Genomic DNA, 21,002 nt, shown 5'->3' with positions numbered 1-21,002 from the left:
AACGGTTGGAGCAGACGTCGCGTGACGCTATACTGCTTCTCTTTCTTATTTAGTCAACAGTCGACGCTCCTATGCCTGTGTTTGCTCTACTTGCCCTTGTCGCCTACTCCATCAGCCTTGCGCTGATCATCCCTGGCCTGCTGCAAAAAAACAGCAGCTGGCGGCGGATGGCGATTCTCTCCGCGACGATAGCGCTGATTTGCCACGCCTTCGCGCTGGAGTCACGTATTTTCCCCGGCGGCGAAGGTGGGCAAAATCTCAGCTTACTTAACGTCGGCTCGCTGGTCAGCCTGATGATCTGTACGGTGATGACCATCGTCGCCTCGCGTAATCGCGGCTGGTTATTGCTACCGATCGTATACGCCTTCGCGCTGATCAATCTCGCCTTCGCCACCTTCGTGCCTAACGAGTACATCACCCACCTCGAAACCACCCCGGGGATGTTGGTGCATATCGGCCTGTCGCTCTTTGCCTACGCCACGCTTATCATCGCCGCGCTGTACGCGCTGCAGCTGGCGTGGATTGACTACCAGCTTAAAAATAAAAAGCTGGCTTTCAGCAGCGAAATGCCGCCGCTGATGAGTATTGAGCGTAAAATGTTTCATATCACCCAGGTTGGCGTCGTGCTGCTGACCCTGACGCTGTGCACCGGGTTGTTCTATATGCACAACCTGTTTAATACCGAAAATATTGATAAAGCGGTGCTGTCTATCGTGGCCTGGTTTGTCTATATCGTACTGCTGTGGGGGCACTACCACGAAGGCTGGCGCGGCCGCCGGGTGGTCTGGTTTAACGTCGCCGGAGCCGGGCTGCTGACCCTGGCTTATTTTGGCAGCCGCGTCCTTCAGCAGTTTGTTAGTTAAAGACTAAGGAGTCTCTCCTGGAACACATTTCTACCACCACGCTGATCGTCACGCTGATCATCATGGTGATTATCTCCGCCTATTTCTCCGGTTCCGAAACCGGCATGATGACGCTGAACCGCTATCGGCTGCGCCATATGGCGAAACAAGGCAACCGCCCGGCTAAGCGGGTGGAAAAGCTGCTGCGTAAGCCGGATCGCCTCATTAGCCTGGTGCTCATCGGCAACAACCTCGTCAATATCCTGGCCTCAGCGCTGGGAACCATCGTCGGCATGCGTCTGTACGGCGACGCCGGCGTGGCTATCGCCACCGGCGTGCTCACCTTTGTCGTACTGGTGTTTGCCGAAGTCTTACCTAAAACCATTGCCGCCCTGTACCCGGAAAAGGTCGCCTACCCCAGCAGTTTCCTGTTGGCGCCGCTACAGGTACTGATGATGCCGCTGGTGTGGCTGTTGAACACCATTACCCGCGTACTGATGCGCATGATGGGCATTAAGACCGATCACGTTATTAGCGGCGCATTGAGTAAAGATGAACTGCGAACGATTGTGAATGAATCCCGTTCACAAATCTCACGGCGGAATCAGGACATGCTGCTGTCGGTCCTGGATCTGGAAAAGGTCAGCGTTAATGACATCATGGTGCCGCGCAATGAGATCGTCGGTATCGATATCAACGATGACTGGAAATCTATCGTCCGCCAGCTAACCCACTCGCCGCATGGCCGTATCGTGCTGTATCGTGATTCGCTGGACGATGCCATCAGCATGCTGCGCGTCCGTGAAGCCTATCGTCTGATGACGGAAAAGAAAGAGTTCACAAAAGAGATCATGTTACGAGCGGCAGATGAGATTTACTTTGTGCCGGAAGGTACGCCGCTCAGCACGCAATTGGTGAAATTCCAGCGTAATAAAAAGAAAGTCGGCCTGGTGGTTGATGAATATGGTGATATTCAGGGGCTGGTCACCGTTGAGGATATTCTTGAAGAGATTGTGGGAGACTTCACCACCTCGATGTCGCCGACCCTTGCCGAAGAAGTGACGCCGCTTAATGACGGCTCGGTGATTATTGACGGCGGCGCCAACGTGCGGGAAATCAACAAAGCGTTCAACTGGCACCTGCCGGAAGACGACGCGCGTACCGTTAACGGCATCATTCTGGAAGCGCTGGAGGAGATCCCGGTCCCTGGAACCCGCGTACGTATCGAACAGTATGATATCGATATTCTCGACGTACAGGACAATATGATTAAGCAGGTGAAGGTGATGCCGGTGAAATCATTACGCGAAAGCGTGGCGGAATAGCGCAGCCAGCAAAGAACAACGGCGAACTTCGGTTCGCCGTTTTTTTATTTAGAGCCAATAAAAACGGCCACCCGCAGATAGCCGTTACTGGCGAACTAACGAATTACTTCGCTTTCGCGACGGTTACCATCGCGGCGCGAATAGTACGACCGTTCAGGGTATATCCCTTCTGCATAACACCCAGTACGTTACCGGCAGCCACATCGTCAGACTCGACCATGGCGATAGCCTGATGCACGTTAGGATCCAGCGGTACGTTGGTATCGGCTACCACTTCCACGCCAAACTTACGCACGACGCCCAGCATCGATTTCAGAGTCAGTTCGATCCCTTCAACCATCGGCGCCATATCCGGGTTAGCTTTATCAGCCACTTCCAGCGCGCGATCCAGGCTATCGATAACCGGCAGCAGTTCGTTGACGAACTTCTCCAGGGCGAATTTATGCGCTTTCTCGATATCCTGTTCGGTGCGACGACGCAGGTTGTCTTCTTCCGCTTTTGCGCGCAGCATCACATCACGTTCACGCTTTTGCGCTTCGGCCAGCTGTGCTTCCAGATTCGCAATTTTTTCATCGCGCGGATCCACCTGCTCAGCAGAAACCTCAGGCTCTACCGCCTCTACGTTGTCGTGCTGCTCCGTGATAATTTCTTCCGGGGCTTGCCCCTCAGGCGTTTTCTGTTCTTTACTACTCATGAATTTCTCCGCGTTTTTTTCGCATTCATCTCGCTAACTTCGCTTATTATGGGGATCAGTTTCCGGGATTCAAGGGAAGCAGACAGATTGTCATCATTCATTTAACCCAAGGACATCCAGATCATGAAGAACCATTTCAAGTGTATCGGCATTGTGGGACACCCTCGTCACCCAACCGCCCTGACCACACATGAAATGCTCTGGCGCTGGCTATGCGGCAAAGGCTATGAGGTGCTGGTCGAGCAGCAAATCGCCCATGAACTCCAGCTTAGCAATGTTAAAACCGGCACGCTGGCGGAAATCGGCCAGCAGGCGGATCTGGCGGTGGTGGTCGGCGGCGACGGCAATATGCTCGGCGCGGCGCGTACCCTGGCGCGCTATGACATCAACGTCATCGGCATTAACCGCGGCAATCTTGGTTTTCTTACCGACCTTGACCCGGATAACGCGCTCCAACAGTTGGCCGACGTACTTGAAGGCCACTATATCGCCGAAAAACGTTTTCTGCTGGAAGCCCAGGTGTGCCAGCATGACTGCCAGAAGCGCATCAGCACGGCTATCAATGAGGTGGTGCTGCATCCGGGTAAAGTCGCGCACATGATTGAGTTCGAGGTCTATATCGATGAAGTGTTCGCCTTCTCCCAGCGCTCCGACGGCCTGATCATCTCCACGCCTACCGGTTCGACGGCCTATTCGCTCTCTGCGGGCGGCCCTATTCTCACCCCATCTCTGGACGCCATCACCCTGGTGCCGATGTTCCCGCATACGCTGTCAGCGCGTCCACTGGTGATTAACGGCGATAGCACCATTCGCCTGCGCTTCTCGCAGCGCTGCAACGATCTGGAAATCAGCTGCGACAGCCAGATTGCGCTGCCCATCCAGGACGGCGAAGATGTGCTCATCCGCCGCTGTGATTATCACCTCAATCTGATTCACCCGAAAGACTATAGTTATTTCAATACATTAAGCACCAAGCTTGGCTGGTCGAAAAAATTGTTCTGATTTTACAAGCTGCCTCTTTACTGGATAAAAAACCAGTCTATACTGTACGAAAACACAGTAATGGTTTTTCATACAGGAAGGCAGCTATGTTGGCGCAACTCACCATCAGCAATTTCGCTATCGTTCGTGAACTGGAAATTGATTTTCACAGCGGCATGACCGCCATCACCGGGGAAACCGGCGCCGGGAAATCCATTGCCATCGACGCGCTGGGGCTGTGCCTCGGCGGCCGAGCCGAAGCTGACATGGTGCGCCGTGGCGCCAGCCGTGCCGACCTGTGCGCGCGCTTCGCGCTGAAAGATACCCCTGCCGCCCAGCGCTGGCTGGAAGAGAACCAACTGGAGAGCGGGCGTGAGTGTTTACTTCGCCGCGTGATCAGCGCTGACGGCCGCTCCCGCGGTTTCATCAACGGCACCGCCGTGCCTCTTTCTCAGCTTCGCGAGCTGGGCCAGTTGCTTATCCAGATCCACGGCCAGCATGCCCATCAGTTACTCACCAAAGCCGAACATCAGAAAACCCTGCTTGATGGTTATACCGGTGAGTATGCGCTTACTCAACGCATGGCGGAGCGCTACCGCCAGTGGCACCAGAGCTGCCGGGAGCTGGCGCAGCATCAGCAGCAGAGCCAAGAGCGCGCCGCCCGCGCAGACCTGCTGCAATACCAGCTCAAAGAGCTGAACGAATTTAATCCTCTGCAGGGCGAGTTCGAACAGATTGACGAAGAGTACAAACGTCTGGCCAACAGCGGCCAGCTGCTCAGTACCTGTCAGCATGCGTTAACGGTACTGGCCGACGGTGAAGAGGCCAATTTGCAAAGCCAGCTTTATACCGCTAAACAGCTGGTTAGCGAGCTGGTCGGTATGGATAGCAAACTCTCCGGCGTGCTCGATATGCTGGAAGAAGCCTCTATTCAGCTCAGCGAGGCGACTGATGAGCTGCGCCACTACAATGACCGTCTCGATCTCGACCCTAACCGTCTGTTCGAGCTGGAACAGCGCATTTCCCGGCAGATTGCGCTGGCGCGTAAGCATCAGATTGCGCCGGAAGAGCTGCCGGCGTTCTATCAGGCCATGCTGGATGAGCAGCGTCTGCTGGACGATAGCGCCGGTTCGCTGGAGTCGCTGAGCCAGCTGGTCGTTGAGCATCACCGCCTGGCGCTGGAAACGGCGCAAGAACTGCACGCCCTGCGTCAGCGCAGCGCCGACGAACTCACCCAGTTGATTACTGAAAGTATGCACTCACTTTCTATGCCTCACGGCGTGTTTGCCATTGATGTCGCCTTTGATGAACGCCATCTGACCGCCGAAGGTGCCGACCATATTGAGTTCCGCGTTACCACCAACCCGGGGCAACCGCTGCAGCCGATCGCTAAAGTGGCCTCCGGCGGCGAGTTATCGCGTATCGCACTGGCTATTCAGGTTATTACCGCTCGTAAAATGGAGACCCCGGCGCTGATTTTCGATGAGGTCGATGTCGGCATTAGCGGCCCGACGGCGGCGGTTGTCGGCAAACTGCTCCGCCAGTTGGGAGAATCCACGCAGGTCATGTGCGTGACTCACCTGCCGCAGGTTGCAGGCTGTGGTCACCATCATTTCTTCGTCTGCAAAGAGACCGATGGCGAGATGACCGAGACGCACATGCATGCGCTGGACAAACGCGCCAGACTGCAGGAACTGGCCCGTCTGCTGGGCGGTAGCGAGGTGACCCGCAACACCCTGGCGAACGCGAAAGAGTTGCTTGCGGCGTAAACTTTTTGATTTTCACAGAGTCATAGTGAACAGCAAATTGCCAATAGACCTGCAGTCGAAGGTTCCCAACCGGGCAAAGGTCTATTATTATCGGCATATTACAGACGAGCCACGTATTGCTCGGGCCCAAAAAGGAATCAAATCACTATGCGCTGTAAAACGCTGACTGCTGCCGCAGCGGTTCTCCTTATGTTGACCGCAGGCTGTTCCACTCTGGAACGAGTGGTTTACCGTCCTGATATCAACCAGGGTAACTATCTGGCACCTAATGATGTAGCAAAAATCCGTGTCGGCATGACACAACAGCAGGTTGCTTATGCGCTGGGTACGCCGATGATGTCAGATCCATTTGGTAGCAACACCTGGTTCTACGTTTTCCGCCAGCAGCCGGGCCATGAGAAAGTGACCCAGCAGACACTGACGCTGACCTTCGACAGCAGCGGTGTGTTAACCAACATTGATAACAAACCGGCGCTGACCAAGTAATCTCAGGCCAGTAGAAATGCAAAAAGCGCTCAATGAGCGCTTTTTTTAATTGTGCATTCCCGCTTATTTCTCAGCGTGCTTTTCAGCCCGCTGCCGGCGCAGCTCTTTCGGGTCAGCAATCAGCGGGCGATAAATCTCTACGCGGTCGCCATCATGGACTTCGTCATGCAGCTTGACCGGACGGCTGTAGATGCCGACTTTATTTTTCGCCAGATCGATATCTTCGCGCAGCGCCAGAATACCGCTGGAGATAATCGCCTGCTCGACCGTTGCCCCAGCCTGCAGCTTCACGCGTTGCAGGTACTGTTTTTCCGGCAACGCATAGGCGACTTCAACCACAATATTAGCCGACACGATACACCTCTTTGGCGCGCGTGGTGAACGCCTGCACCATATTGGCGGCCAGCTCTTTAAAGATGCGACCAAAAGCCATTTCAATCAGCTTGTTGGTGAACTCAAAATCGAGATGAAACTCAATTTTGCACGCATCCGGGCTGAGCGGAATAAACTTCCAGCCGCCAATCAGCTTTTTGAACGGGCCATCGACCAGGCTCATCAGGATACTCTGGTTATCGGTCAGCGTATTACGCGTCGTGAAAGTCTTGCTGATGCCGGCCTTGGACACATCAACCGCCGCCGTCATTTGCGTCGGCCCGGCCTCCAGCACTCGGCTACCGGTGCAGCCAGGCAGGAAATCGGGATAGGACTTCACATCATTTACGAGTTGATACATCTGTTCCACGCTGAAAGGCACCAGCGCAGTACGGCTAATCTGAGGCATAGCAGGTTCCACATTTAAACACGGGACAAATAATATCATTTATCTGCTGCTAAAAAAAACGCTGTACCATAACTCGTGCTAAGATAGCCCATTACGCCTCGCAGGAAGGATTGAGGTAACAATGTTTAGAACTAGCGATGACTTCAGGACATTATGACTAAGAAAAAAGCCCACAAACCTGGATCAGCCACCATTGCGCTGAATAAACGCGCCCGTCACGAATACTTTATCGAAGATGAATACGAGGCAGGCCTCGCGCTGCAGGGTTGGGAAGTGAAATCTCTGCGAGCCGGCAAAGCCAACATCGGCGATAGCTATGTCATTCTGAAAGATGGCGAAGCCTATCTCTTCGGCGCCAACTTTACGCCAATGGCGGTCGCCTCCACGCATTACGTTTGCGATCCGACCCGTACCCGCAAGCTGCTGCTCAATCAGCGCGAGCTCGATGCGCTATACGGCCGCATCAACCGCGAAGGTTATACCGTCGTCGCCCTGTCGTTGTACTGGAAGAACGCCTGGTGCAAAGTGAAAATCGGCGTGGCGAAAGGTAAGAAACAGCACGATAAGCGCACCGACGTAAAAGATCGTGAATGGGCGGTCGATAAGGCGCGCATCATGAAAAACGCCGGGCGGTAATCCCCCCTCTCTGCGGGCCAGCTCCCCTGGCCCCACGCTATATTGCTGTTGTCGCTGCTTTTTCACTCGATATGCCGCCAGAATCCTCGCTTCAGGGGCTGGTAACCACCTTCACAAATCTGTTATACTTCAAGTACACATTGGGGCTGATTCTGGATTCGACGGGATTCGCGAAACCCAAGGTGCATGCCGAGGGGCGGTTGGCCTCGTAAAAAGCCGCAAAAAAATAGTCGCAAACGACGAAAACTACGCTTTAGCAGCTTAATAACCTGCTTAGAGCCCTCTCTCCCTAGCCTCCGCTCTTAGGACGGGGATCAAGAGAGGTCAAACCCAAAAGAGATCGCGCGGATGCCCTGCCTGGGGTTGAAGTGCTAAAACTAATCAGGCTAGTTCGTTAGTGGCGTGTCTGTCCGCAGCTGGCGTGCGAATGTAAAGACAAACTAAGCATGTAGTACCGAGGATGTAGGAATTTCGGACGCGGGTTCAACTCCCGCCAGCTCCACCAAAATTCTCCATCGGTGATTACCAGAGTCATCCGATGAAGTCCTAAGAGCCCGCACGGCGCAAGCCCTGCGGGCTTTTTTGTGCCCTCAATTTGTCCCGTGAAGTCCGAAGAGAACTAATTAAATCCGAACCTTTTAGGCCCATTGATAGGCCCAACGAAAAGCTCTATTGTTTTCGTTGGGCCTAAACGCATGGAGACTCCCCATGGCAAGAAAAACCAAGCCGTTAACCGATACGGAAATCAAAGCCGCCAAACCTAAAGATGCCGATTACCAGCTGTATGATGGTGACGGGCTTACTCTGTTAATCAAGTCCAGTGGTAGTAAGCTCTGGCAGTTCCGTTACTATCGACCTCTGACAAAGCAACGAACCAAGCAGAGCTTCGGTGCCTACCCTGCCGTCTCACTTTCTGATGCGCGTAAACTCAGAGCTGAATCTCGAGTTTTATTGGCGAAAGACATTGATCCTCAGGAACATCAGAAAGAACTGGTGAGAAATTCTCAAGAGGCCAAAACCAACACTTTCCGGTTAGTTGCCGAGCGTTGGTGGAATGTGAAGAAAGCCAGCGTAACAGAGGACTATGCCGACGATATATGGCGCTCACTTGAGAGAGATGTTTTCCCAGCAATCGGTGATATCAGTGTCACTGAGATTAAGGCTCATACTTTGGTTAAAGCAGTTCAGCCGGTTCAGGCCAGAGGTGCATTAGAGACAGTCCGCCGCCTTTGTCAGCGTATTAACGAAGTCATGATTTATGCGCAGAATACAGGCCTGATTGATGCGGTTCCCAGCGTAAATATCGGGAAAGCATTCGAGAAACCGCAAAAGAAAAACATGCCAAGCATCCACCCAGATCAACTTCCACAGCTAATGCAAACTATGCGTACAGCAAGTATCAGCCTGTCCACACGATGCCTGTTCATGTGGCAGCTTCTCACCATCACCCGCCCTGCCGAAGCTGCTGAGGCTCGATGGGATGAGATCGATTTTGATGCTAACGAATGGAAAATTCCGGCAGCTCGAATGAAGATGAACCGGGAGCATACAGTTCCATTATCTGATGGAGCTCTCGCTATTCTGGAAATAATGAAGTCATTCAATGGTGGCCGAGAATTTATCTTTCCCAGTCGCATCAAACCTACCAAGCCAATGAACAGCCAAACAGTGAATGCAGCACTCAAGCGTGCTGGCTTAGGGGGCTTACTCGTATCACACGGTTTACGTTCTATCGCTAGTACGGCACTCAATGAGGAAGGATTTCCGCCTGATGTCATTGAAGCAGCACTGGCTCATGTAGACAAAAATGAGGTACGTCGCGCTTATAACCGCAGTGATTACCTTGAGCAACGTCGCCCTATGATGCAATGGTGGGCTGATTTCGTGATGGCAGCGGATCGCGGAAGCGTGATTGCAGATGGGATAAAAGGGATGCGGTTAGTGGGATGATAAGAATGGGTTAAGTCCAGCTCAGATTTTCCCCATAGATAGGTTAAAACTTAATCTTTGAATCAAATACTTACTGGATCTGACTGTCCTTAACTGGACTAACCCTACCTCAGTAGACATATTCTGTCCTCACGACGAAACCGGTTCTTAAGCCTCCGGACTGACGCCTCCGAGGTTGCTTTGAACCGCTCCAAGTTTCCGGGAGAATGTTGAACCTGTAAACTCAGCCACGGGACCGCTCAACCTACTATCGAACATCTGGTATGAACGTTGCCTCCATAGACGATGGAACCTCCGCCAGCCCACGAAGACTGCTCCTATGTGCTTGTTCCGATGACACAGGTACTAAGTCTATGGGGACGATTCCAGCTCATGGCATATCGGTCCGCCCCCTAGTATATCACTCACGTATTTTTCTTGATTAAATATAACTGCTATGATCGGCACAACTATTCTGATGGTATAGAATAAATTGCAATTCGTAATATTAAAACATTAATGGACGAGGAAATAATATGCAAGGTTTAAATTACCTTTCAGAAATTGAAAAATTAAAGCTTTTCAAAAACATTCGAATTGGAATGAGTTCAGAAGAAGAATTTGATGCTTTCCTTACCTCTGTAGGGAATGATGAAAATAAAAATGAAATAAAAAGGCGAATTAACGGTTTGTTTTTAGAGGATGAATTCGCTTTGCTGTGCTTTTTCATGGAAGTATGTACAAGTCTAACCTCTTTAGGTCAATCACCAGTAAATAACACTGGCATTAAGGTGCCAGATTATCTGGCTAGTTTTAACATGCCAAAAGGGAAGGAATTAAAATGTTTTATTGAGGTAAAGACGAGCAATGCTCTAGAAACTAAAAAAATATCAGGCTCTTTCTTAAATAAGTACAGTGAGTTTTGTCATAAATTCCGACACCCTTTATTTATTGCATCACGCATACATCAAAACAATCTTCTTTTCTGGATATTGCAAAGCGAGAGCGAGTTTATAAACTCTGGTCGAAAAGTAGATGTGAGTAACATAACAAATAATAGTGGATGTATTCTTTTGGATGATTGGTTTATTTCCTCAATTAATGTTTTAACAGTGACAATTAATTTTAGCGAGCACCCTTTAGTATCTCAGGCCAGATATGAGGACAAGGGATATTTACATCAAATTACCGTATCGCAGAAGCATGAAGGAAATATTTGCGAGTTTGATCTTAACGAGAAAGAATTCGTTTTAAATGCATTCCTAGATGAGTTTCAGTCTAATGATACTTATCATAAAGAAAAAAATATATTAGTAAGAGAAATACCTGAACACTCTTCTAATTTAATAAGCAGTTTATTACTAAAAATGAATATGCGAGTAATTGATTCAGAAAGTCCAGATGACAGATTGAATGCCAGTAGAATGTTGGCAAAAATAGAATCAGGTTATAGTACTTACATAAACAAAAGTTATCTTAAAAAAATAATAGATAGTTTGAATAAAAAATCAATCGTAAGTGGTGCTGGTATTATTTTTGCCCCAATGGGGCTTGGGAGTAGCCATGATAGAAAAAAGAAATTGGGTGAATTACTCAAAATTTCTAGATGATCTAATTATGTACTTAGATGTCTGATGTCCAAGGTTTCTGTTCTGCGCCTTTATTGGCGCTTTTTTTCTTTAGCGTTGCGTTAAAGGCAGCCTTAACTACGGCGTCATTTCTAGACCAATCTTCAATCAACCGGGGAATTCTTGCAAATAATACAGCTAAGTCTTCCTGTTTTTCTTCAGGGGAACCGGGATAGCCATGCTCTTGAATAAATATGCTTACATCCTCATCAATCAACTCTATAGCCTCTCTCCTGTTTCTCCAGCCATCCGCAGGCTTGTTGCAATACAACAAACGGATAATTTCAGCTTTTAGAGGAGCGTAAAGCGATGCTTTTGCTTTACCCCCATTAGTGGCCTGTTCTTTTTTTTTCGCCTCAGTGTTTTGCCATATTTCATGGTGAACAATTCCATGGCACATGTCGAGAAGTTCTGTCGATTTGAGCAACAACGTGAGACCATCACGCCAATCTGAAGCCACGAGATGTATCCCTAGGCACCAGTATATTGCAGCCAGAAAGATCCACTCATCTATTGATTCCTGGATAGTGTCAACCTCTTCATACAATATATGGTACGACTGATTTTCCAATTCACGACGCTTCGCTGTGTCCAGCATAATATCATTGACTATTTTGTTAATATGAGTATCGCCATCATTTAAACAGGTTATACAGCTTTTCCATCCAACCGCACGTAGAGCGAGCACCAGTCTACTTTTCTTTAAGTTGAATGATTCCTTTATCGCATCGACAAAAAAACAGAGATTAAAATCATCCATAAATCAATAACCTAACTCGTGTAAAAAATGAGGTAACGCAGCCGTATACCTTATACCCGCGTTAATGAATAACCTTCCTCTCATCCAAAGCAAACTAAATTAGAGGAAACAACACTATGCAATCATCTACTGTAAAAATCCTACGCATGCGAGCAGTTACGGTCAAACTCGGCATCGCCCGCTCCACCATTTACGACTGGCTCAATCCGAAATCACCACGCTACGATGCAACTTTTCCGCAGCAGCGGCGCTTAGGGCAACAATCTGTGGGTTGGTTGGAGACAGAACTGGATCAATGGCTGCTTCAACGTGAAATACCACCGACATCTATCTAACCGCATGTTGCCTTGACATTACCGGAGGGAGCGCCTCCGGTATGTCATGGCGGATATCGAGAAAATTCCTAGCTATACTTTTAAAACCATGCGTTATTTAAGCAGCCCTTTTGCTGAACTCATTATGCCAGACAAGAATTTTTGTTATATCTGCATTCAATTCATCTGGAGTTGGTAATTCAACAGGAGCTTCGGGTGATTGGCTATGTTCATAGCATGAGTATTTAGTCATTATCTCCTCTATTAAATCACAGTCAGCAACGCTGATTTTAGCTAGCTGATGAATTTTTCCTTGAGTGTTTACGGCACGTCGGTGTCTTTGTATCACGTCAGCTAAAAATACGCACTCTACTATCCGCTCCGTTAATATTCTTAAATCACTGCATATTGCTTTTGCAAGTGGATAGTATGCTTCCTGGCCCAACTCGTCATAGATTTTGCGAGCTTGAGAAACTCTTTCTCCTTGCAAATTCTTAAGAGCTGATTCAGGCTTTTTACCATATAAAGGTACCTCTCCCGATTCACCTGCTCCCCATGGTTCCTGACGTATATGGATAGTATGAATTTCATCAGCTTTCTCTGACAGCATACCTAACATACTTAAACGATGAGTGAAAATTATAACTTGGCGAGTTTGGCTCAATGCAACTAGCCTCTCAATAGTTTTTTCTTCCCATGTTTGATCTAACGATGATATCGGGTCATCAAAGATAAATGGAGCTATATACGGTTTATCAATTACATCAGCAAGAAATGCTGCAAGAGAAATAATTCGACGCTCACCCTCACTAAGGATCGATTCAACACTTACATTATGTTCAGCTGATTTTAATTGTAACCTATGAAGAGATTTACCTTTTTGTGCCTTTGTTTTGACAAGCTCCACTCTCAAACGAGTAGCCCCAAGAGAAGTCAATTCTTGGTTAAATCTTTTTACATATGCGTCAGTAATTATTGCATCAGCGATTACACTTGCTTTTGTTGATATTGAACGTGAGCTTGCGGATGTAATCCACTTATCATACTGTTTTAAACTATTTAATCTAAGTATCTCTTGTTGAACTTGTTCTATTTGCTGAGATATAAAGTATTTAGCTTCAAGGTTAAGTTTTTCTTTTTCCGCTTGAGCTCTATTGAATTGTTGTGAATCTTTCTCAAATTGAAGCGCCTCTGCCTCAATCTGAATACAGTATTTTTGAAGTATGCCTTCATTTTGAGAGAAATCTACTAATTCCTCTAATTGATGTGATGGTTGTTTATCCAGTAAGCCGAGCCTGATTTTTCCTGCTGACTCCCAGAAACTTTTAGCGAATTGTTTCCAATCCTCACCAAGACCTGCGGCTTCGCATTGAGTTTCTATTTGTTCAGATGTTGGTATAAGAGGCAAACTACTTAACATATTAGAGTACAAAACTTCAGACTGCTTTGCTTCTGCTTCTAACTTTCCTTGAATAAATGTCTCAAATTCACGAAGGCGCAATTGTGCTTCAATAGAAAGCTCTTGGTGACATAAAACACAATGAGCATTCTCTATTACAGGAAAATCTTGTGTAGGATAGGCTGAGGCTTGAGAGTACGCTCTGGCAGCTTCCCACATTGCTCGCCATGTTTCTGAACCGATCCCTTCAAAGATGCCGGCACTTACTGATGCCGCTTCGCTTGCCATTCTTCTTGCTTTTTCTGCCTGTTCGCGTAGTGTATCAATATTATTCAGATTATCTTTTTTATATTTTAAAGTAGCTTGCTGTAATTTCTTAATGAACAACTCAACCTGCAGTTTTGTAGCTCTTAACTGCTTTGCTTTTGCCTCTGGATCTGTCTCTTTTAATCGATTAGTTAGTAACGTAATATTTTTTTCATCATCTTCTAACCACGATAATTTGCTACAAACAGATTCTGTCGTGATATTGGGTTTTAATGAATTGTAAAATACAGCAAGGTCTGTATTAGAATAATTAGCAGGAAGCATAGGAAGAGCGGTAGTAAGCTTTCCTTGCTCTTGTTGAAGCCTGCTTTTTACCGCATCACAAATCTTAGCTAACTCTTCAAACATACCTATGAGTGGAGGAGTATATGTTGCAGGACTTTCCTTACTGAGGTAATACGTAGCCTCATCGCTATCAAAGATATCAATCCCTTTAAGATTATTGATGGCCCCATCGTTTACAAACCATTCTTGGGTACTCTCTTGTGATGAAACCATATACGACACATCACATTTTTGATGCTTTGGAATAGGCTGAAATACATTATGCCTAATAGATTCAGCCCTTGACTTACCCGTTATATTTTTTAAAATCTTTGTGTAACTAGATTTACCAGAACCATTATTGCCATAAATCACAGTCAAGTTACCAGTTCCAAAAATCAATGGCTTTCTGGGAGCTAGATTCTCAATACCTTGAATATTCTCGATCCTGGTAAGTCTCAACTCAATAGGAATGGATGCTGTTGAAATTAGCTCCACAAATTGCCTATGTGATGTTATTGCTTGCCCGTCCGAAGTTTTAATCTGTTCAGTTAATCTTATAAGATCTTCTTCAGCAGCAGCCCCCTTCCTTAGAAGAATTTCAGCAGCTTCTTGCAGCCAGTCCTGCTGTCCATGTAACCACGTTATTACATCTTGCTGCAAATCATCCATATAGTAAGTCCTTATAAAACAGAGTATTACTTAACTTCTTCTAAGTCGCTCTAAATCGAATAGCAAACACTAGCATAAAAAACAATCGGTTAGGTGTGATAGAGCTCAATAATTGTAGTCGCTACAGGAGTCACAAACCACTTAACTGCAAATGTATAAGGCATGCAGTAGAGTAGCTGACATGATCAACAGTACCTCAACGTTCTACTCGCGGCTCATCCCAATGGAACGATATCCATCGTCATAACATTTGGTATGTTCTTTAGCCAAGTACTCCATACGGTCCAGTAATTCGATAACGTGTTGCATATAGTTAGGTGAATTCCTGTTTAAATAATAACATCCATTTAGAGTCATATTCGCTAAAGCCAAATATTGTACCGGATTAAGTCCTAACGCACTGCACCATGCTTGTTGGATTAAAGCAGCCAGACTGTCATCTGCATCATATCTCCCGGCACCATGGTATAAGTCTTTATTCAGCAATAGCAGAACATGGTAATGCTTACGACGGTTACGCTCACCGACTTCACGTACCCATACGTACCGTAACCGGTTAGCCCAGTTACGTTTCCAGCGTTTGTTCTTACGCTGACAATCCACCAGCAACTTAGCCTTCAGAGATTCAATAAAACGAGTAACCTCTCGGTTCGAATCACCATACTGATAACGACGAGGAAAACGTAAATCAACACGTAACGCTACGGTACGAGGAAACTCATTTGTTGCATTACGAATAACATCGTAAAATGCCTGCTGGTAATCAGCACTCAAGGAATTACTTGGCATATAAACACCTGAATAAATAGTTCACTCAATATGTAAAATTGAGAACAGTAAGAGTAAGTAACCATACGATTAACAATCATGGTAATGTTACATGCAGATATGCATATGAACATTATCGGGTGATAGTCATTAACCGTATGATGTCAAATACTTAATATAACTAGCTGACTGCATGGGGTATAGTGTATTAGTATATTAACAACAATTAATCTGGATAAAGAGTAGATGTATTACTAATAAACACCCACCAGTAACAGGTATATATTACCCACAGACACCACTAAATATTCGTAGTGTATATTACTAATAAACATATATTACTATACCGACAATAAATCCATCAGTGGAAATATAACAATAAGCCCCTCCACCTGAGTAAATCTTACGGAAAATGGTAAGTTAGATAATCATTTTACTCTGATATTATTTTTCAACAATTTTGGGTATTTCCACAGGCAAACCTCGCGATTAGTTGCGATCAGTCGCAACTATCGCGGCCAGTAGTGCTTATACGCTGCATTTTTTGTAACCGGATTGTTGCGAAAATAACGGCCTGCATAAACCATTCGTGCCTTGCGTCTTGAGCGAACGATGTCTATCGCGCCTTCCTTTTCAAGTCTCTCAATGACTCTTTCCAGTAACTTGCCTTTACGTAATACATTAGGCCCGGCATTTCGTATTGTATTAAATCTGACATGATCCATCTCTGTTTTATAGTACTCACGACGAAGCCATGATAATAGCAGCACTTCATAGTAACTCTCCTGAGCCCCAAAGACCTTTATTGCCTGTTGCATGTACCATTCACACAGCAACCAGGCATTTTCGACATATTCTTTTTTTATCGCGCATTCACCTTCGGTATAGTAACTCAGCAGCGCGGCCAGACGTATCACGAACGTGCGCAACACGGCCACCTTTGGCGAGAACGTGTAAGGTACGTTGTTCCTGACGGGATAAATTCATACTGGAAAACCTGTTTAATCATCATGTGCAAAACGTGCAAACACATAGCGGTGTCCGCATTCGATTTCGGCGCATTGATAATCAGTCCGGCCTGAAAAGGTCGGGAAGCTGATTATCGGATGATTACATTCTCCAGCATCAAAGCCTCGGGTAGAGTTGCAAGGTATTTACGGAACGAATAATAACACGCAGTTTTAGCAGGGATATGTTTCAGTAGGAAAAGTGTGATGTACTTCGGAAATCGAACACCAGCTCATTTACTGAAAAAAGGCAGGTGACACTGACGAATGCATGTTTTAGTACCCCTTATATTGCCTCACTGGCTTTTCCCCTAGGAGGTTATTCTTCTTTTGTTAAATCCAGAACATAAATATGCTCACCCTCTTCGATGCCAGAAAAATAGAAGCCAGCTCTGATAAGTAATTTTATTGAAAGGGTATTTTCCGGAACCACACCGGCTTTGATGAGTGAGAAACCGTTCTCTTTTATCCAGTCGATCGTGGCGGTAATGGCTTCTAATGCATATCCCTGGCGAGCATAAGCGGGGCTGATGGTATAGCCGAGCCAAAATATATCGCATTGCTGACGTAAATAGATATCACCAATCAAAACCTGTGTCAGCTTGTTGACAATGGCCAATTGAATACCGCGAGCAAGTGTAAGAACTCCCAGCAATGCTGTTTCATAGTCCTCTTTTGTTAGCCCCTTAAACCCCTGATATTTCATCCACTCAGCATCATTGCGATACACAATAAAACTATCAATTTCGTGTGGCTGAAATGGTCGAATGATGCATCTTGACGATATTATCTGCATAAAACTTCCTGTTAAATGATTCATCTGCGCCGGTCTCTGCGACCATAAGAGTTACCGCCTGACGCTACGCCCGACGGCTACTTCTGACTATGTCCGATGCGTTGCCGCTTTCATACACAACTCGAAAAATGTCAGTTTGATGTTAACCCCTCATTGGAATAGAACACAAACGCCAGCTTATTCCCGTCCGGATCGCGTACATAAGCACTGTGAAAACCTGCTCCGTAATGCGGCCTATGTCCCGGCGCGCCTTCATTTGTCCCGCCGAGGCTGAGAGCGAGCGCATGCAATTGCGCTATATGTTCAAATGAGTGGGCATTCAGCGCGACCATCGTGCCATTTCCTGTTCCAGCACGCTGCTGATCAAAAGGCATACCAATGCATAACCCGGTCGTATGGTTATCGCTGAACGTGCCCCAGGATGCCCCCTCTTCATTCCTGCCTGCCTTTGGATGTCCAAGCAATTCCATCAACGGATCGTAGAAACTAATAGCACGCTGTAGATCGTTAGTACCCAGCATCACGTAAGAAAACATAATACCCTCCTCGTCCAGATTATCTTTTACATGTTTGCGCCAGGCCTTGAGATTTGGTGCGCCACTGAAGCTGACGGAAACCTGGCTGATGACAGTGATACCAGCCCGGAGCATTACTGCTGTGGCTGGCTGTTCGTGTGAGGCTCTGGTCAATATCACGTCCTGTGTTATTAGTATCTGTTTATAAACTCAACCAACATTAAACGGATATTATTTAATCATTAGTTATGCATGGTTATTTCGGCTAGGTCACAAGCCGTTACCGGGAATTGTCGACGCTGAATAATTACTCTCAGGTTACTCATAAAATAAAGCTAATCTTTACATAGGGGGCACTGCGTTCTCCCTCGCCATGATAAACAGTATCAATGTTGTTACCGTCTGGATTGAGAACAAAAGCGTTGACCATTTCACGGTTGCAGGCTTGAAATGCGAGATGGTGCCGTCCCACCACTTTACTGATGTGCATGGCTGCATGTCGGAACTGATGTGATTCTTCGAAATGAACAGCCGATATTGGCATTGGAATATCGAGGTTTTTCAAAATAGTGAACGAAATACCAATGAAAAACTGAGCTTCAGGTTTGAATTATCAATCACCCATATCTGGATAGTCCACAAAGGAATGTAAGAGAAAAGAAGGCTAAACTTACTCGTCTACTCAGGTAACAAGAGCGCTTTGTTAGCAGTACGCTCAACGCTGTAAATTCCAGAATGGCATTTTTTACAATGCTTGTTACCGACGTAATCTTCACTACAAAGAACGCAGAACCAGCGAGTAGGCGGGCTGGTCGAGGTATCGATCGCATAAGTGATGTGCCGCAATTTTTTAATACGGGCAGCTTCCTTCTCCATTGGGTCCACCCAGGCGCACTTCATTAGTTTATGGTGAGATATCGAGTGCTGAATATGCTCAAACCAAGGGCCTTCTTTCTCATCCCCTTTATGTAATATTAGCCTGCAGCCACAGCTGGCGCATGTCCAGTGCTCGTTGGTATTGGAGGCTTCAGCGGCTTCCTTAGCAGTGACATACTTGTTGTATATGTTGTTTGCCAGAAAGCATTTCAGTATGCGCATCCCGTCACCTCCGCAGTCTGGTCTGCTGCACTGGAGTGCGCCCGGCTGTAATCACCGGTACGGCAGGTCATGCAGTACCGTTCGCCGTAGTAATCGCTGCCGCACTCCGAACAGTGCCATCCGGCCTTCCGCACTACCGGGAGGACATCCGGTACATAACGGCGCAGCATGCGTATCCGCCTAGCTTCCTTAGGCTCAGGGCGTACATACGGACAATGGTGGCGTCCGTTCTCCGTCAGGTCTTCCCATGTGTGCTCAAACCACGGGCGGTTAGTACCCCATTCAGGATGGAATAACAGAGCGCTGCCGCAGAGGTGGCAGGTGTAGCGGTCATAAGGGTGAAGCTGTGCAGTGGTTGCGCCCGTGAGACGCTGATTGCCGTCAAGGCCGATAAAGGATTTGGCGTATATCGTCATAGTATTGGTCCTTTGCCGTATGACGCGCAGAGCTAAGCCGTCCCGGGGAGGGCAGCAGTGCAGGTCATACGACTGGTGGCGTTAATTCAGATGGGGAATGTGATTGCGTTCGATAGATTACTGACGGGACTGTGCTATGCGTTGCTGTAGCCAGACTTCCACTTCGCTCTGAAGCCAGCGAGAACTTCTGCCCAGCTTAATGGGCTTTGGGAACGCCCCGTCTTTAATCAGTTTGTAGAACCATTTGTCCGTTAAGCCGGTGAGTTGTGTGATAAACGCCATATCGACAAATTTGTCGGTAAGAAGGCTGGCAGGTGTGGTCATCGTTTTTCTCCTTGAGTGAATGGGAGAAGGAGCCTGGTACGGTGAACGCAGACTCCTTCAAACGATGTGGCACCGGCGTAATTTTTAACTGGCTTTTCGCCGCCTGCCTGCTGTCCGTGGCGCAGGAATATTACTCAACTGGCAGATAACCCCCAGGGTTTTCTGTGCCTGCTTGCTGAGGTAGCTCAGGATGTACTGCATACCTCTGCGGCCCCTGGCATCGTCATAAGAGGTCACCCATTCTCCTCTCACGCGATAATGCTCTTTAGGCTCACAACGATGTGTGTGTCCTTCTCCCCACGTCACATACTTCCAGGTGTCCCTGAGTGCTTCAAAGACGGTCCAGACCTGGCGATGCTTCTGACCGTTGAGGTAAAACGCGGCGTGGATGTGGTAACCATGCTGTTCAGTTTGTTCCAGTACCCATGCGTAACCCACCAACCCGTTGATATCCCCGCAGCGTTGAATCAGTAATGTGATATCCGCTACTGTCGAATGAATATCTCCCTCACTATGCGAATCGCTGTACTGAAGGTAAGAGAAGTCCACCCGTAGCATCAACAGCTTGGAATAACGCTCAAATAACTGGTCCTGATGTCGTCGTAGCTTTCGGCTCAGGGCTGTGTGCTGAACGTAACTGAGATTGATATCGGTCGTGTCGTGGTAGCTCATGTCTGATTCTCCATGTGAGTGTAATCGTCATGGGAATGGACATTGGCGTCAGTTTTGAAATGGGTGCAGGAGAGCGGTAAGTATCGCGGTATCCTGATGACTACCGTGCTCGGGCATCGCTCATGGGATTGGAGAGCTACGAAAGTTCTTCTCTATAAAATATCATTTTATTCCTTAATTAAATGATTTCGGCCTCGTGATTCATGCACTTCAAGGCAGGGGCATTTGCTCATCTCATGGCGTTAACCTTGTTGGCACCTTCGCCACTCTTGACCAGATGATTTTTAAAAATCTTACCATTTAAAGGCTCTCCCTCAGGACCTAACTCAGCGGCATAAAGGAGCCGTATTTAAGCCACTTTCCGCTATATTGCTGTAACAAATAGGCCAGAAAGAGACGGAGCAGATGATTTGCAGAGAATTTAGGGCAACAAACCCAGTGATAATGGTATCTACAAGTGAGGTTAATAATTAAAAAACGACGATATACATCATAAAAGACGACGATTTATTGTATTAAAATCGAGCCATTTCATACTAAAAAACAAACATGATAAACGTCAGAATTCGTACAGTTTAAGTGTGAGAATTGTGTGATCA

Annotated in this window: 22 protein-coding genes, 1 other RNA gene and 2 pseudogenes; 10 read left to right on the top strand and 15 right to left on the bottom strand. The window is 47.3% G+C overall.

The window, feature by feature from the left end; all coding sequences use genetic code 11:
- Positions 1 to 71 precede the first annotated feature (71 nt).
- Complete coding sequence (locus ABLV07_RS23610; RefSeq protein WP_015703199.1) at positions 72 to 863, top strand: inner membrane protein YpjD; 792 nt, start codon at positions 72 to 74, stop codon at positions 861 to 863.
- A 17-nt stretch (positions 864 to 880) separates the two neighbouring features.
- Positions 881 to 2,167 carry an HlyC/CorC family transporter gene (locus ABLV07_RS23605; protein WP_026612238.1) on the top strand — a complete coding sequence of 429 codons (1,287 nt, stop codon included), beginning with the start codon at positions 881 to 883 and terminating at the stop codon, positions 2,165 to 2,167.
- A 103-nt stretch (positions 2,168 to 2,270) separates the two neighbouring features.
- On the opposite strand, the gene grpE is transcribed toward ABLV07_RS23605, so the two are convergent.
- A complete protein-coding gene (grpE, locus tag ABLV07_RS23600; protein WP_117026226.1) occupies positions 2,271 to 2,861 on the bottom strand; it encodes a nucleotide exchange factor GrpE in 591 nt (196 codons plus the stop codon).
- Positions 2,862 to 2,984: 123 nt separating this feature from the next.
- On the opposite strand from grpE, the gene nadK reads away from it, so the two are divergent.
- The 3 genes from nadK (at position 2,985) to bamE (ending at position 6,097) form a co-directional block, all read left to right on the top strand.
- Entirely contained in the window at positions 2,985 to 3,863 is an 879-nt protein-coding gene (gene nadK / locus ABLV07_RS23595; protein ID WP_015370252.1) for an NAD(+) kinase, read from the top strand.
- An 86-nt stretch (positions 3,864 to 3,949) separates the two neighbouring features.
- On the top strand, positions 3,950 to 5,611 hold the full coding sequence (gene recN, locus ABLV07_RS23590) for a DNA repair protein RecN (RefSeq protein WP_047064167.1): 1,662 nt from the start codon (positions 3,950 to 3,952) through the stop codon (positions 5,609 to 5,611).
- A gap of 147 nt (positions 5,612 to 5,758) precedes the next feature.
- Positions 5,759 to 6,097 (top strand): outer membrane protein assembly factor BamE, encoded by a 339-nt coding sequence (gene bamE / locus ABLV07_RS23585; protein WP_015703201.1) that lies wholly within the window; start codon positions 5,759 to 5,761, stop codon positions 6,095 to 6,097.
- A gap of 63 nt (positions 6,098 to 6,160) precedes the next feature.
- On the opposite strand, the gene ABLV07_RS23580 is transcribed toward bamE, so the two are convergent.
- Both ABLV07_RS23580 and ABLV07_RS23575 read right to left on the bottom strand, forming a co-directional pair.
- Positions 6,161 to 6,451 carry an RnfH family protein gene (locus ABLV07_RS23580; protein ID WP_015370249.1) on the bottom strand — a complete coding sequence of 97 codons (291 nt, stop codon included), beginning with the start codon at positions 6,449 to 6,451 and terminating at the stop codon, positions 6,161 to 6,163.
- A complete protein-coding gene (locus ABLV07_RS23575; protein WP_015370248.1) occupies positions 6,441 to 6,878 on the bottom strand; it encodes a type II toxin-antitoxin system RatA family toxin in 438 nt (145 codons plus the stop codon). The genes ABLV07_RS23580 and ABLV07_RS23575 overlap by 11 nt, the downstream gene beginning before the upstream one ends.
- A 153-nt stretch (positions 6,879 to 7,031) precedes the next feature.
- Here ABLV07_RS23575 and smpB point away from each other — a divergent pair, with 153 nt between their 5' ends.
- The 4 genes from smpB (at position 7,032) to ABLV07_RS23555 (ending at position 11,053) form a co-directional block, all read left to right on the top strand.
- On the top strand, positions 7,032 to 7,514 hold the full coding sequence (gene smpB / locus ABLV07_RS23570) for an SsrA-binding protein SmpB (protein ID WP_020078156.1): 483 nt from the start codon (positions 7,032 to 7,034) through the stop codon (positions 7,512 to 7,514).
- A 142-nt stretch (positions 7,515 to 7,656) separates the two neighbouring features.
- Positions 7,657 to 8,019, top strand: a transfer-messenger RNA (tmRNA) gene (gene ssrA, locus ABLV07_RS23565).
- A 203-nt stretch (positions 8,020 to 8,222) separates the two neighbouring features.
- Entirely contained in the window at positions 8,223 to 9,464 is a 1,242-nt protein-coding gene (locus tag ABLV07_RS23560) for an integrase (RefSeq protein WP_059312510.1), read from the top strand.
- Between the two features lie 515 nt (positions 9,465 to 9,979).
- Positions 9,980 to 11,053, top strand: a complete 1,074-nt coding sequence (locus ABLV07_RS23555) for a hypothetical protein (protein ID WP_348853641.1) — start codon at positions 9,980 to 9,982, stop codon at positions 11,051 to 11,053.
- A gap of 13 nt (positions 11,054 to 11,066) precedes the next feature.
- Here the strand turns inward: ABLV07_RS23555 and ABLV07_RS23550 are convergent, their stop codons facing one another.
- Positions 11,067 to 11,831 carry a hypothetical protein gene (locus ABLV07_RS23550; RefSeq protein WP_059312508.1) on the bottom strand — a complete coding sequence of 255 codons (765 nt, stop codon included), beginning with the start codon at positions 11,829 to 11,831 and terminating at the stop codon, positions 11,067 to 11,069.
- 116 nt (positions 11,832 to 11,947) lie between these two features.
- Between ABLV07_RS23550 and ABLV07_RS23545 the strand changes: the two genes are divergently transcribed.
- Positions 11,948 to 12,166 (top strand): AlpA family phage regulatory protein, encoded by a 219-nt coding sequence (locus ABLV07_RS23545; protein ID WP_071549037.1) that lies wholly within the window; start codon positions 11,948 to 11,950, stop codon positions 12,164 to 12,166.
- A 97-nt stretch (positions 12,167 to 12,263) separates the two neighbouring features.
- Here ABLV07_RS23545 and ABLV07_RS23540 read toward each other — a convergent pair whose 3' ends face one another.
- From ABLV07_RS23540 to ABLV07_RS23490, 11 genes and pseudogenes are all read right to left on the bottom strand, one after another.
- A complete protein-coding gene (locus ABLV07_RS23540; protein WP_059312507.1) occupies positions 12,264 to 14,807 on the bottom strand; it encodes an AAA family ATPase in 2,544 nt (847 codons plus the stop codon).
- 204 nt (positions 14,808 to 15,011) lie between these two features.
- Positions 15,012 to 15,596: an inovirus Gp2 family protein gene (locus tag ABLV07_RS23535; RefSeq protein ID WP_348853643.1), complete on the bottom strand. Its 585-nt coding sequence runs from the start codon at positions 15,594 to 15,596 to the stop codon at positions 15,012 to 15,014.
- 488 nt (positions 15,597 to 16,084) lie between these two features.
- Entirely contained in the window at positions 16,085 to 16,504 is a 420-nt protein-coding gene (locus ABLV07_RS23530) for a YfjI family protein (RefSeq protein WP_261308124.1), read from the bottom strand.
- Positions 16,476 to 16,562: pseudogene (locus ABLV07_RS23525) on the bottom strand (YjhX family toxin); the annotation flags it as partial. The gene ABLV07_RS23530 and the pseudogene ABLV07_RS23525, both read right to left, overlap by 29 nt.
- Before the next feature lie 339 nt (positions 16,563 to 16,901).
- Positions 16,902 to 17,378 carry a GNAT family N-acetyltransferase gene (locus ABLV07_RS23520; RefSeq protein ID WP_059312505.1) on the bottom strand — a complete coding sequence of 159 codons (477 nt, stop codon included), beginning with the start codon at positions 17,376 to 17,378 and terminating at the stop codon, positions 16,902 to 16,904.
- Positions 17,379 to 17,509: 131 nt separating this feature from the next.
- The gene (locus tag ABLV07_RS23515) at positions 17,510 to 17,914 is read right to left on the bottom strand and encodes a VOC family protein (RefSeq protein ID WP_059312528.1); all 405 of its coding nucleotides are present in this window, start codon (positions 17,912 to 17,914) and stop codon (positions 17,510 to 17,512) included.
- A gap of 301 nt (positions 17,915 to 18,215) precedes the next feature.
- Positions 18,216 to 18,371 (bottom strand): annotated as a pseudogene (locus ABLV07_RS23510) (VOC family protein); the annotation flags it as partial.
- A 200-nt stretch (positions 18,372 to 18,571) separates the two neighbouring features.
- Entirely contained in the window at positions 18,572 to 18,991 is a 420-nt protein-coding gene (locus tag ABLV07_RS23505; protein ID WP_348853644.1) for a putative zinc ribbon protein, read from the bottom strand.
- Positions 18,979 to 19,407: a putative zinc ribbon protein gene (locus ABLV07_RS23500; RefSeq protein WP_348853645.1), complete on the bottom strand. Its 429-nt coding sequence runs from the start codon at positions 19,405 to 19,407 to the stop codon at positions 18,979 to 18,981. Before ABLV07_RS23500 ends, ABLV07_RS23505 begins: the two co-directional genes overlap by 13 nt.
- A 117-nt stretch (positions 19,408 to 19,524) precedes the next feature.
- Positions 19,525 to 19,731: an AlpA family transcriptional regulator gene (locus ABLV07_RS23495; RefSeq protein ID WP_059312503.1), complete on the bottom strand. Its 207-nt coding sequence runs from the start codon at positions 19,729 to 19,731 to the stop codon at positions 19,525 to 19,527.
- An 84-nt stretch (positions 19,732 to 19,815) separates the two neighbouring features.
- The gene (locus ABLV07_RS23490) at positions 19,816 to 20,403 is read right to left on the bottom strand and encodes a hypothetical protein (RefSeq protein WP_348853646.1); all 588 of its coding nucleotides are present in this window, start codon (positions 20,401 to 20,403) and stop codon (positions 19,816 to 19,818) included.
- Positions 20,404 to 21,002 lie beyond the last annotated feature (599 nt).

Origin of the sequence: Klebsiella sp. CN_Kp097 (assembly GCF_040064495.1) — a bacterium.
GTDB lineage: Bacteria > Pseudomonadota > Gammaproteobacteria > Enterobacterales > Enterobacteriaceae > Klebsiella > Klebsiella aerogenes.
Note: the sequence above shows the minus strand (reverse complement) of the source record. Positions and strands in the feature narration are given on the sequence as shown.